The sequence below is a fragment of the Pseudonocardia acidicola genome, assembly GCF_012911935.1.
Taxonomy (GTDB): domain Bacteria; phylum Actinomycetota; class Actinomycetes; order Mycobacteriales; family Pseudonocardiaceae; genus Pseudonocardia; species Pseudonocardia acidicola.
The window spans coordinates 1-12838 of the sequence record NZ_JAAXLA010000124.1; the positions used below are offsets into that span (position 1 = coordinate 1).

At 71.3% G+C, this 12838-nt stretch carries 10 protein-coding genes; 9 read left to right on the top strand and 1 reads right to left on the bottom strand.

Translation table 11 applies throughout. The annotated features are described in order from the left end of the window. The first annotated feature begins 141 nt into the window (after positions 1-141). Both HF526_RS35995 and HF526_RS33260 read left to right on the top strand, forming a co-directional pair. Positions 142-1011 carry an NUDIX domain-containing protein gene (locus HF526_RS35995; RefSeq protein ID WP_338051927.1) on the top strand — a complete coding sequence of 290 codons (870 nt, stop codon included), beginning with the start codon at positions 142-144 and terminating at the stop codon, positions 1009-1011. A 199-nt stretch (positions 1012-1210) separates the two neighbouring features. Next, positions 1211-2092 (top strand): endonuclease domain-containing protein, encoded by an 882-nt coding sequence (locus HF526_RS33260; protein WP_169385629.1) that lies wholly within the window; start codon positions 1211-1213, stop codon positions 2090-2092. Positions 2093-2392: 300 nt separating this feature from the next. Here the strand turns inward: HF526_RS33260 and HF526_RS33265 are convergent, their stop codons facing one another. Next, on the bottom strand, positions 2393-2542 hold the full coding sequence (locus HF526_RS33265; RefSeq protein WP_169385630.1) for a hypothetical protein: 150 nt from the start codon (positions 2540-2542) through the stop codon (positions 2393-2395). A 63-nt stretch (positions 2543-2605) separates the two neighbouring features. On the opposite strand from HF526_RS33265, the gene typA reads away from it, so the two are divergent. The 7 genes from typA (at position 2606) to HF526_RS33300 (ending at position 12715) form a co-directional block, all read left to right on the top strand. Continuing rightward, positions 2606-4585, top strand: coding sequence for a translational GTPase TypA (gene typA / locus HF526_RS33270; RefSeq protein ID WP_420821678.1), 1980 nt, complete (start codon positions 2606-2608; stop codon positions 4583-4585). A 127-nt stretch (positions 4586-4712) separates the two neighbouring features. Beyond that, entirely contained in the window at positions 4713-6545 is a 1833-nt protein-coding gene (locus HF526_RS33275; RefSeq protein ID WP_169385632.1) for an ABC transporter substrate-binding protein, read from the top strand. A gap of 226 nt (positions 6546-6771) precedes the next feature. After that, complete coding sequence (locus HF526_RS33280; RefSeq protein WP_169385633.1) at positions 6772-8511, top strand: ABC transporter family substrate-binding protein; 1740 nt, start codon at positions 6772-6774, stop codon at positions 8509-8511. Positions 8512-8648: 137 nt separating this feature from the next. Then, the gene (locus tag HF526_RS33285; RefSeq protein ID WP_169385634.1) at positions 8649-9629 is read left to right on the top strand and encodes an ABC transporter permease; all 981 of its coding nucleotides are present in this window, start codon (positions 8649-8651) and stop codon (positions 9627-9629) included. Beyond that, entirely contained in the window at positions 9622-10575 is a 954-nt protein-coding gene (locus tag HF526_RS33290) for an ABC transporter permease (RefSeq protein WP_169385635.1), read from the top strand. Before HF526_RS33285 ends, HF526_RS33290 begins: the two co-directional genes overlap by 8 nt. Beyond that, positions 10572-11678 (top strand): ABC transporter ATP-binding protein, encoded by a 1107-nt coding sequence (locus tag HF526_RS33295; RefSeq protein ID WP_420821679.1) that lies wholly within the window; start codon positions 10572-10574, stop codon positions 11676-11678. Before HF526_RS33290 ends, HF526_RS33295 begins: the two co-directional genes overlap by 4 nt. Next, on the top strand, positions 11675-12715 hold the full coding sequence (locus HF526_RS33300; protein ID WP_169385636.1) for an ABC transporter ATP-binding protein: 1041 nt from the start codon (positions 11675-11677) through the stop codon (positions 12713-12715). The genes HF526_RS33295 and HF526_RS33300 overlap by 4 nt, the downstream gene beginning before the upstream one ends. The last annotated feature ends 123 nt before the right edge of the window (positions 12716-12838 follow it).

Sequence of the window (12838 nt, forward strand, 5' to 3'; positions counted from 1 at the left end):
CCCCCACCCCCGCGAGTCGCCCTTTTCGGGAGTGCGAGTCGCCCGTTTCGGGAGTGCGGGCGCTGCCGCCCGCCCACCGGGGCGGCCGCCGGCCTGGGCTCCGGTCCCGGACCGGTGGCGCCGATGCGACGATCTCCACCCGTGCCCGTGCTGCGCTCCACCACGCTGATCGACGCCCCGCCGCGCACGGTGGCCGGGCTGCTCCGCGACACCGAGGTGGCCGCCGAGGCGCTCGCCCGTGACGGGCACCGGATCGCCACGCCGACCCGGCTGCTGGCCCCGGGCGACGAGGTCCGGCTGCGCGCCCGGCTGCTGCCCGGCGTCCGCGTGCCCCTCAGGACCCGGGTCACCGCGATCTCACCCACCGGGATGAGGTCCGTACTGGTCCGGGGGCCGGTCCGGGCGCTCGCGCACACCGTCACGCTCACCCCGACCCCCGCCGGGACGTTGCTGCTCGACGAGATCGACTGGACCGCGCCGCTGGGCGGGCTCGGCCGAATCGCCGACGTCGCGCTGCTGCGCCGGATGGTGCTGCGGCTGTTCGCGGCGCGCGCCGAGGTGCTCGCCGAACGGGTGGCGGCGCTGGCCGAGGGGACCGTCGTGGTGGCGACCGCCCTGGTGCGTGACGGTCGGGTACTGGCGGCCCGGCGGTCGCGGCCGCCGGAGCTGGCAGGCCGTTGGGAGCTGCCCGGAGGGCAGGTCGAGCCGGGGGAGTCGGAGCCGGACGCGGTGGCCCGGGAGTGCCGTGAGGAGCTCGGAACCGCGGTGCGGGCCACCGGACGGCTGAGCACCGATCTGCCGATCGCGCCGGGGTTGCTGCGCGTGCACCGGGCCGAGTTCGCTCCCGGCGCCGCGGAGCCGCAGCCGTTGGATCACTCCGAGCTGCGCTGGGTCGGGCCAGGTGAGCTCGCCGAGCTGGACTGGGTGGACGCCGACCGGGCCGTGCTCGGCGATCTACGGGAGGTGCTGACAGTGGCGGACCAGGCGGGTCCCGCCGCCGGCCGGAGCTGACCGCGCCGTCGGAGGGGTCCGCCGCGGATGTCGCGGACGCCGGCTCCGAACCGATGGTCACGGCGGGGAGCTGCGGCCGATGCCCACGTTCCGGCCGGCGGCGCCGCACGGCACGCGGCTCCCGGCGACCAGTCGTTGATCGTGCGGAATCTGCCGGGAGCAGGGAACCGGGGAGCCCCCACATCCGTCGATGTCCGGCATGTCGGTCAACTCGTACCTCCTCCGCCAGGCCGGCGTCATCACGCGGGCGCAGGCGTGCAGCGCCGGGCTCTCGCGTGACGCGGTGGACCGCAGACTGGCCACCCGCCGCTGGCGGCCCGTGCACCCGCGCGTCTATCTCGCCGCCGGCCACCGGCTGACCGACGAGGCCCGGGTGCGCGCCGCGGTGCTCTGGGCAGGGGAGGGTGCGGTGCTCTCCGGTGCGGCCGCCGCCTGGTGGCACGAAATGGCCGAGTGCGCGCCGCCCGTCGTCGGGGTGACGGTGCCCCGGCGGAGGTGTCCCGGGCCGCGCCCCGGGGTGACCGTGCGCCGTCGCGGGCTCGACCCCGCCGACGGGGACGAGCGCAACGGCGTCATCGTCACGGCGCGGCCGCTGACCGTGCTGGAGGCAGCGGTCGAGATGGGCGGCGCCGGCGGCGCGTTCCTCGACCGGGCCCTGCAGCGCTGGGTCCGTTTCCCCGCCGTCTACGAGGCCTACTGCCGCAACCTCGGGGCGTACGGGTCCGCATCGGCCCGCCGGCTGCTGGTGGCGGCGGCGGACGGGTCGGCGTCGGTCGCCGGACGGCTGCTGCAGCGCATGCTGCGAGACGCGGGGATCCGCGGCTGGCGGGCAGGCCACGACTCCGGCGGGTTCGTCATCGGCGTCGCGTTCCCGGCCGCGCGGGTGGCGATCGAGGTCGACGGCTGGGCGTGGCACATGGACGCCGAGCGGACCCGGCAGGCCACGGGGCGGCGGAACGCACTCGCCAGGCAGGGATGGGCGGTGCTGCGCTACACCTGGCACGACCTCGTCGAGCAGCCCCGGGTGGTGCTCGCAGAGATCGTGCACGCAGTCGCCGCGGCCCGCTGGGGATCCAGCTGAACGCACCGGACGTCACGCCCGGAGGCGATCACGAGCCGCGGGAGGCCCGCGTCACCGCGTGATCCTCACCACCCTCGCGGCGCGGTCGTCGATCATGGACAAGGCAGCTGCGAAGATCGCGGCGAGGGCTTCCCGGGTGCTGATCACGGCGTCCACCCGGCAGTCTCGGAGTGTCCGCGCGGGACCCGGCGGTGGCAGCCGTCCCGCGCCCGGAACCGCGATCGTTGCGGCTCTCATCGCACAACCGCTGATCACGGGCTCGGCGGTGGTCCTGAGTGGACGGCGACAGGCGCACCGGGGTCAGTACATCCGGGCCTGCTTGACCGCCCGGGACAGCTCCTTGCCCTTCAGGCCCCGGTCGGCGATCCTGCTCAGCCGCTGTGCGACCACCGGGCAGTCCGAGCACCGTTTCGGTTTCGACCGGCAGCACTTCTTCTTGACCTTGCCCATGGTGAGGCCAGCCTATGCTCACGCCTGGGAATGAACCAGCCTTTCCACGGGCTACCGTTAACTGTGAGCACAGCTGGATCCACCCTCGAGGCCGCCGCCACGGCGGACCCGATCACCAACTCGGACATCACCCCCGATCAGGGCGCGGACACCGCCACCCGCGGCTTCCCCGATTCGCGTGCCGAGCTGCGCAACGTCGCCATCGTGGCCCACGTCGACCACGGCAAGACGACGCTGGTGGACGCCATGCTGCGTGCCTCCGGTGCCTTCGGGGAGCGCGCCGAGCCGGTCGACCGGGTCATGGACTCCGGCGACCTGGAGCGTGAGAAGGGCATCACGATCCTGGCCAAGCACACGGCCATCAACTGGCACGGGCTGACGGTCAACGTCGTCGACACCCCCGGCCACGCCGACTTCGGCGGCGAGGTCGAGCGTGGGCTGTCCATGGTGGACGGTGTCGTGCTGCTGGTCGACGCCAGCGAGGGCCCGCTGCCCCAGACCCGCTTCGTCCTTCGCAAGACCCTTGCGGCCGGGCTGCCGGTCGTCCTCGTCGTGAACAAGACCGACCGCGCCGACGCGCGCTGTGCCGAGGTCGTCGACGAGAGCCTCGAGCTGCTGCTCGAGCTGGCCGACGAGCTCGAGCTCGACGAGGCCACCACCGCGCACCTGCTCGATCTGCCGGTCGTCTACGCGAGCGGCCGCGCCGGCCGGGCGTCGCGCACCCGGCCCGCCGACGGCGAGCTGCCCGACGCGCCGGACCTCGAGGCGCTGTTCGACACGCTGATCGCGACCGTTCCGCCGCCCGCGGACGACCCGGACGCCCCGCTGCAGGCGCACGTCACCAACCTCGACGCGACGAGCTTCCTCGGCCGCATCGCGCTGTGCCGGGTCCGCGCCGGCACGATCCGCCGCGGCCAGCAGGTCGCGTGGTGCCAGGAGGACGGCACCGTGACCCGGGTGAAGATCACCGAGCTGCTGCGGACCGAGGCGCTGACCCGCGTCCCGGCCGACTCGGCGAGCGCGGGTGACCTGGTCGCCGTCGCCGGGATCGCCGACGTCACCATCGGCGACACCCTGGCCGACCCGGAGCACCCGAACCCGTTGCCGCGGATCGCGGTCGACGAGCCGGCCATCTCGATGACCATCGGCACGAACACCTCCCCGCTGGCCGGCAAGGACACCCACCCCGGCACCAAGCTGACCGCACGGCTGGTCAAGAACCGGCTCGAATCCGAGCTCGTCGGCAACGTGAGCATCAAGGTGCTGCCCACCGAGCGTCCCGACGCGTGGGAGGTGCAGGGCCGTGGCGAGCTGGCGCTGGCCGTCCTCGTCGAGACCATGCGCCGGGAGGGCTTCGAGCTCACCGTCGGCAAGCCCGAGGTCGTGACCCGCACCATCGACGGCAAGCTGCACGAGCCGTTCGAGCAGCTCTCCGTGGACGTCCCGACCGAGCACCTCGGCGCGGTCACCCAGCTGCTGGCGGCCCGCAAGGGCGAGATGAGCCAGATGGTCCACGGCGAGAGCCGGGTCCGGATGGACTTCCGCGTCCCGAGCCGCGGTCTGATCGGGTTCCGCACCGAGTTCCTGACGATCACCCGCGGCGCCGGCATCGCCAGCCACGTCTTCGACGGCTACGGCCCCTGGGTGGGCGAGCTGCGCACCCGGCTGCGCGGATCGTTGATCGCGGACCGCGACGGGCCCGTCACCGGCTACGCCGTCGACCAGCTCGCCGACCGGGGCGTGCTGTTCGTCGGCCCCGGCACCAAGGTCTACAACGGCATGGTGATCGGCGAATACACCCGCGCCGAGGACCTCGAGGTCAACATCACCAAGGAGAAGAAGCTCACCAACATGCGCTCCTCGACGGGGGACGAGCTGGTGAAGCTGACCCCGCCGACGGTGCTCAACCTGGAGCAGGCGCTCGAGTTCTGCGCCCCCGACGAGTGCGTCGAGGTCACGCCGGAGTCGGTGCGCATCCGCAAGGTGGAGCTCGACTCGCACACCCGGGCCCGGATGCGGGCCAGAGCGAAGTCGATCAGCTGAGTCCGGCCTTCGCGTGGGCGGTAGGGGGTGCGGGATCGCCGCGCCCCCTGCCGCGGTGCGACGATGGCGATCGCGCAGGGCCTCGACCGGTGGGGGGACGGGGCCCGGACCGGTTGGGAGGACGAGGGTGACACGGATCGGTGCGACCGCCCGTGTCGCGCTCGCCGCGGTCCTGGTCGCGGTGCTCGCGGTGCTGACCGCGTGTACGAACCAGCCGGCCGCGCAACCCGCGCCGGCGGCTCCGCCGCCGGTGGCGAATGCGCAGCCGACCAAGCTCGTGGTCGGCGTGGAGGATCTCGGCGCCGGCTTCAACCCGCACCTGCTGGCGCACCGCTCGCCGGTGACCACGGCGCTGGCCACCCTGGTGTTGCCGTCGGTGTTCCGGCCCGACGCGCAGGGCACCCTGCAGCTCGACAAGACGATCGCGACGAGCGCCGAGGTGGTCTCGCAGAACCCGTTCACCGTGAACTACGAGCTCAACGTGCAGGCCTCGTGGTCGTCGAACGCGCCCATCGCCGCGGAGGACTTCGTCTACCTCTGGGAGCAGATGCGCAGTCAGCCCGGGGTGGTCGACGCCGCCGGGTACCGGCTCATCACCGACGTGCGCTCCCGGGCCGGGGGCAAGGCCGTCGACGTCGTGTTCTCTCGCCCCTATCCGCAGTGGAAGCAGCTGTTCTCCGACCTGCTGCCGGCGTCCATCCTCAAGGACGCGCCCGGCTCGTGGACCGGCGCGCTGACGAACGGGTTGCCGGTGTCCGGTGGCCCGTTCCGGGTCGCCTCGGTGGATCGCGCCCGCGGTGAGATCGTGCTGGCCCGCAACGACCTGTACTGGGCCACCCCGGCGAAGCTGGACCAGCTGGTCCTGCGCCGGGTCGACCCGGAGACCCTCGCGGAGGGACTGCGGGTCGGTGACGTCGACGTCGCGCTGCCGTCCGCCGACGCAGCCGTCCGGCAGGCGCTGGCCGCGATCGTCCCGCCGGTGCACATCCAGACCGCACCGCAGCCGACGGTGACCGAGCTCGGCCTGCGTGGCGACGAGGGGCCGGTCGCCGACGGACGGGTACGGCGGGCGCTCGGCGCCATCATCGACCGCGACGCCATCCGGGCCACCGTCGCGCCGAACGCGTTGCCGGCCGACGCGTTCGGGCTCGCCCCCTCCGAGCCGGGCTACGCACCGACCGCGCCACCGCAGGCCCCCGCCCGGCCGGACCCGGTGTACGCCGAGCAGCAGCTCACCGCGGCCGGTTACACCCGCACCGCGGACGGGCACTGGACCCGGAACGGGCAACCGCTGCGGCTCGTCATCGGCGCCGCCGCCGAGCGCCCGGACGACGTGCGGGTCGCCGAGCTGGTGGCGACCCAGCTGAACGCCGCAGGGATCGGAACGTCGCTGGTCGCGCCGCCCGCCGCGGAGCTGTTCGGGCAGCAGACGGTCACCCCGACACCGCCGACGACCACGGCCCCGCCCACCCCGACGCCGAGCATGGCCGGGAACGTCGCGGGGCCGGCCGCCTCGTCGAGCCCGACGGCCACGACGGGGCCCACCCCGACGTCGACGTCGGCACCGACACCGACGCCCGGGCAGTCCGGCGGCGTCCGGGTCGATCTGATGGTGATGCCGCGCGCCGTCGGGGGCGATCTCGGCACCCGCCTGGCATCGGACTACGGCTGCCCCCAGGCCACCGCCGTCGTCCAGAACCCACCGCCCACACCGACCGGTTTCTGCTTCCCGACGCTGCAGCCGCTGCTGGACACGTTGCTGACCGGCCCCGCGGATCCGGGGATGATCGCGACGGTGGAACGCGTGCTCTGGGCCCAGTTGCCCGCTCTGCCGTTGTTCCAGCCCGTCACCCTGGTGGTGAGCACGCCCAACTCGGATGCGGCGACGGGAATCGGTCCGGGCCCGCTTCTGTCCGGTCCGGTAACCGGGGCCCAGCGGTGGGCGGCCCCGGTCGGGTGATGAGGAGCCCCGGTGGCGCAAAGTTACCGGCGAGTAGTCACTTTGTGTCGCTGCGTACATCTCTGGTCACCCTTTGGTCACGATCACAGCTGTCCGGGTGACGCGGGTGAGCGGGATTTCTACGGTGCCCAGGGTCGGTGCGCCCGTCCGGGACATGGGCGGTGCTCGTGCTGCTCCGGGCAGGGGGTCCGTTCCGGGGTCTCCCGTGATGAAGGGTCAGGTTTCCATGTCGAGAACGAGGTTGTGGTCGACTGCCGCGGTCGCCGCGACGGCCGCCCTGGTGCTGGCAGCCTGCGGTGGCGGTGGTGGCGGAGGCGGCGGCACCGGTTCGGGAGGGTTCGCCGACTGCGCGACCAGCCCGAACACCTGCAACTCCGTTCCCGCCGACCAGCTCCAGCAGGGCGGCCAGATCACCTACGCCATCGAGAAGAACATCCAGAACTGGAACGTCAACTCCTCCGAGGGCAACGTCTTCGAGACCGGGCTGGTCACCAAGGCCCTGCTGCCGTACGTCTTCTACACCGCACCCGACCTGAAGTCGACGCTGAACACCGACGTCATGGTCTCCGCGGACATGGTCAACCCGACGACGGCCGTCTACAAGATCAAGCCCGACGCGGTCTGGGACGACGGCACGCCGGTCACGGCCGACGACTTCATCTTCAACTGGAAGACCCAGGACACCCGGGACTGCCCCGCCTGTGAGACGGCCGGCAACGGTGGCTACGACCAGGTCACGAGCGTCGTCGGTTCCGACGGCGGCAAGACGGTGACGGCCACGTTCGCCAAGCCGTACACCGACTGGCAGTCGGTCTTCAACTCCGCCTCGCCGCTGTACCCCGCGCACATCGCGGCCCAGCACGGTGACCTGAACACCCCGGCCGGCCTCAAGACCGCGTTCGACTACTTCAACACCACGGTGCCGAACTACTCGGCCGGCCCGTACAAGGTGCAGAGCTGGCAGGACAACGTCGCGCTGACCGTCGTGCCGAACCCGAAGTGGTACGGCGCGACCAAGCCGAAGCTCGACCGGCTCGTCTTCCGGGTGATCACCGACGCCACGCAGGAGCCGATCGCCCTGCAGAACAACGAGGTGCAGGTGATCTACCCGCAGCCGCAGGTGGACATCGTGCAGCAGGTGCAGCAGATCCCGGGCGTGTCGCAGACCCAGGGCCTGGGCCTGCAGTGGGAGCACTACGACTTCAACCTGAAGAACCCGTTCCTGGCCGACAAGGCGCTGCGCCAGGCCATGTTCACGGCGGTGAACCGGGACGACGTCATCGCCAAGACGGTCGGCCAGTTCAACAAGGACGTCAAGCCGCTGGACAGCCACATGTTCATGCCGCAGCAGCAGGGCTACCAGGACAACATCGCCGCGACCGGCCAGGGCTCGGGCAACCTCGACGCGGCGAAGAAGATCCTGACCGACGCCGGCTACAAGGGCGTGGGCACCGCGCTCGTCGCCCCGAACGGCCAGGCCGTGCCGACGTTCCGGATCCGCTACACCGTCGGCAACGCGATCCGGCAGAGCGAGTGCGAACTGTTCGCCCAGTACGTCAAGGGCCTGGGCATCAACGTCCAGGTGCAGCCGACCGACTCGCTCGGTACGACTGCGAGCACCGGTGACTTCGACATCATCGTCTTCGCCTGGGTGCAGTCGCCGTTCCCGTTCGGTGGCGCGCAGCAGTTGTGGCTGAGCACCTCGGGCAGCAACTACGGCAAGTACAACAACCCGCAGGTCGACCAGCTGATCAACCAGGCGGCGTCCTCGACCGACGTCGCCGCGGCCACGCAGCAGCTCAACCAGGCCGACAAGATCATGTCGGAGGACGCGTACGTGCTGCCGCTGTACCAGAAGCCGACCTTCATCGCGATCCGCGACAACGTCGCGAACGTCCGCAACAACTCCTCGCTCGACGGGCCGCTGTACAACGTGTCCCAGTGGGGGCTGAAGTCGGGCAGCTGACCCGATTCCGGGCGTCCCGGGTGGCCGTTGGCGCCACCCGGGACGCCCGTGGCTACTCTGCGATCGCCGACCCGGCCCCGTGGCGCCACGAGCCCCCGGCCGCAATTCCACCAGCCTGAAGAAGCAGGACGACCTCCATGCTCGCGTTCGCCGTGCGCAGGATCGTGATCTCGATTCCGGTTCTGCTGCTCTCGTCGTTCATCGTGTTCGCGCTCGGCACGCTCGCGGGCAATCCGCTCGCGCCACTCCTGGCCAAGAACCCGCCGACGCCGCCCAACGTGATCGCGGCCGAGACCGTGCGACTGCACCTCGACGAGCCGCTCATCCCGCGCTACTTCTCGTGGCTGGGCGGGGTGCTCCACGGTGACTTCGGCCCGTCGGTCGTCTCGACGACGGACATCGGCTCGGAGCTGGCCAGCCGTTTCTGGGTCACGATCCGGCTGATCGCGCTGGCCATGGTGATCGCGCTCGTGGTGGCCGTCGTGGTCGGTGTGATCAGCGCGGTGAAGCAGTACACCGCCACCGACTACACGACGACCTTCCTCGGCTTCCTGTTCCTGGCCATGCCGGCGTTCTGGCTGGCCATCCTGCTCAAGCAGGCCGGGATCGAGTTCAACAACGCGGTCGGCGACCAGGTGCTCTACACGATCGGTGCGTCATCGATCCCGCCACCACCGGGCCTCGGGGCCCAGATCGTCGACGTGCTCGGGCACATGGTGCTGCCGACCATCTCCCTCGCGCTCATCTCCTACGCGGCGTGGAGCCGCTTCACCCGGGCGTCGATGCTCGAGGTGATGAACTCCGACTACATCCGGCTGGCCAGGGCCAAGGGGCTCTCCCGGCGGACCGTGATGATCAAGCACGCACTGCGCACCGCGCTCATCCCGCTGACCACGGTCACCGCGTTGGACATCGCCTCGATCATCGGCGGCGCGGTCGTCACCGAGACCGTGTTCCAGTGGAAGGGAATGGGTGACTTCCTGCTGCAGTCGATCCGTACCGACGACGTCTACGCCACGTCCTCCTGGCTGCTCGTGTCGGCTGTCGTCGTGATCGCCTTCAACCTCATCGCCGACCTGCTCTACGGCGTTCTCGACCCCAGGATCCGCTATGCGTGAGACCGCACCGACCCCCGAGACCACCCCGATCCCGGGCCCGCAGCGCGGCTCCGGGGCCACCGGCCCGGCGTCGTCGGACCGTGAGTTCACCGTGGCGGAGCGCAGCCAGGCCCAGCTGGTGCTGCGGCGGTTCATGCAGCACCGCGCCGCCATGATCAGCCTCGTGGTGCTGATCTGCATCATCCTGCTGGCCTACGTCGGCGGTGCCCTGTGGAAGTACCACGCGGGGGACATCACGCCGGATAACTCGCAGCCGCCGTCGTGGGACCACCCGTTCGGCACGGACGCGATCGGCAAGGACCAGTTCGCCGAGGTGTTGCGGGGCACCAGGATCTCCCTGCAGGTGGCAGTGTCCGTCGCCGTCTTCGCCACGTTCGTCGGGACGTTGTGGGGTGCGATCGCGGGCTACTTCGGCGGCCGCACCGACTCGATCATGATGCGCATCTCCGACCTCGTGCTCACCCTCCCGCTCATCGCGGTGGCCGCCATGCTGGCGCACAACTTCGGCGGCACGTGGTACCTGATCGCGCTCGTGATCGCGGGCCTGTACTGGGCCTACGTCTCGCGCGTCTCCCGCGGTGTGGTCCTCTCGCTGCGCGAGAAGGAGTACATCGAGGCCGCGAAGGCGCTCGGTGCCAGTCACACCCGGATCATCCTGCGGCACCTGGTGCCGAACGCCCTGGGCTCGATCCTGGTCAACCTGACCGTTCTGGTGGCGCTCGCCATCCTCCTGGAGACCGCGCTGTCCTACCTGGGCTTCGGGGTGCAGAGCCCGGACACCTCGCTGGGACTGCTGGTCAGTGACGCGCAGACGGCGCTGACCACCCGGCCGTGGCTGTTCTACTTCCCCGGCCTGTTCATCATCCTCATCGCGCTGACCATCAACTTCATCGGCGACGGCCTGCGCGACGCGTTCGACCCGCAGCAGACGAAGGTGCGGCAGTGACCCGATCCGAAGAGGTGTTGTCCGTGCCCGCAGGTGGCCCGGCTTCCGACGTCGCGCTCGAGGTCTCCGACCTCACCGTCTCCTTCCCCAGCGACGCCGGCCCGGTCCGCGCCGTGCGCGGGGTGAGCTACACGCTGCGTCGCGGCGAGGTCCTGGGCATCGTGGGGGAATCCGGCTCGGGCAAGTCGGTGACCTCGCTCGCCGTCATGGGCTTGCTGCCGCAGACCGCGCAGGTCTCCGGGTCCGTTCGCTTCGACGGCAAGGAGTTGCTGGGGGCCAAGGACTCCGAGCTCGGCAAGATCCGCGGCCGGCGGATCTCGATGATCTTCCAGGACCCGATGACGTCGCTGAACCCGGTGTACAGCGTCGGCTACCAGATCGCCGAGGCGGTCCGGGCGCACCACGACGTCAGCAAGGCCGCGGCGAGGGACCGGGCCATCGAACTGCTGCAGACCGTGCGGATCCCCAACCCCGAGGAGCGGGTGAACGCGTACCCGCACGAGATGTCCGGCGGGATGCGGCAGCGCGTGGTGATCGCGATCGCGATGGCCAACGACCCCGACGTGATCATCGCCGACGAGCCGACGACCGCGCTCGACGTCACCGTGCAGGCTCAGATCATGGAGGCGCTGCAGACCGCGAAGGAACAGACCGGCGCGGCGATGGTGCTGATCACCCACGACCTCGGTGTGATCGCGGGCCAGGCCGACCGGGTGATGGTGATGTACGCGGGCAAGCTCGTCGAGGTCGGCACGGCCGAGGACGTCTTCTACGCCCCGCGGATGCCCTACACCCTGGGACTGCTCGGCAGCCTGCCGCGGCTCGACCGGCCCAGCGAGCGGCTCACCCCGATCGGCGGGGCGCCGCCGTCGGTGGTCAACATGCCGCCGGGCTGCCCGTTCACCCCGCGCTGCCCGCTGGCCGTCGCGGTCTGCGAGGAGACCGAGCCGGAACTCGCGGCGACGACGAGCGCCGAACATCTGGCCGCGTGCCACCGCTCCGCGGAGCTGGCCGGGGTGAGCGCCGACGAGGTGTTCCGGCCCGAGGTGGCCGATGCCGCCGCGCTGGCCGAGTTCGCCCGCGAGACGGAGAGGCAGGCATGAGCACGACCGCCGAGGACGCCGTCGCCACCGGCACGCTGCTGTCGGTGCGCCACCTCGTCAAGCACTTCCCGGTGCGGTCCAAGGGACTGATCCGCCGTGAGATCGGGCAGGTGCACGCCGTCTGCGACGTGTCCTTCGATCTCGGCGAGGGCGAGACGCTGGGCCTGGTGGGCGAGTCCGGCTGTGGCAAGTCGACGACCGCGCGGGTGGTGCTCAACCTGATCCCGGCGACGTCCGGCACGGTGCACTACCGCGGTCAGGAGCTGACCGAGCTGGGCAGCAAGCAGATGCGGGCGCTGCGCCGGGACCTGCAGATCGTCTTCCAGGACCCGTACGCCTCGCTCGACCCGCGGCTGCCGGTCAACGAGATCATCGCCGAGCCGCTGCGCATCCACGGGCTCTACGACGCCGACGGCCGCACCCGGGTCCGCGACCTGATGCGCACGGTCGGGCTCAAACCCGAGCACGGCAACCGGTACCCGCACGAGTTCTCCGGCGGGCAGCGCCAGCGCATCGGCGTGGCCCGCGCGCTGGCCCTGCGGCCCAAGGTTCTGGTGCTCGACGAGCCGGTGTCCGCGCTGGACGTGTCCATCCAGGCCGGCGTGCTCAACCTGCTCGACGAACTGCAGGCCGAGTTGGGGCTGTCCTACCTGTTCGTCTCCCACGACCTGTCGGTGGTGCGCCACATCGCCGACCGGATCGCGGTGATGTACCTCGGCAAGATCGTGGAGACCGGGCCGGCCGACCAGCTCTTCGACGGCCCCGCGCACCCGTACACGCAGGCGCTGATCTCGGCCATCCCGCTCCCCGACCCGCGCAAGGAGCGGGCCCGGGAGCGGATCACCGTGATCGGGGACGTGCCGAGCCCGGCGAACCCGCCCAGCGGGTGCCGGTTCCGGACACGCTGCCCGAAGTTCGCCGCCGAGCTGGGCGAAGCCGAACGCACGCAGTGCACCGACGTGGTGCCCGAGCTGGTCGAGCGCGGCCAGGGGCACCCGGTGGCGTGCCACTTCGCCGAGCGCAGGTCCCTGCTCTAGGTGTAGCGACTCACCACGTTGTTGACAGGTCGATCCGGCGTGGCGGCTTGATCGAGGGGAGGGCCTCCGGGCGGAGTGGGTGTGTCTGACGCACCTACTCGAAACCCAGGAGGCCCTCCGTGG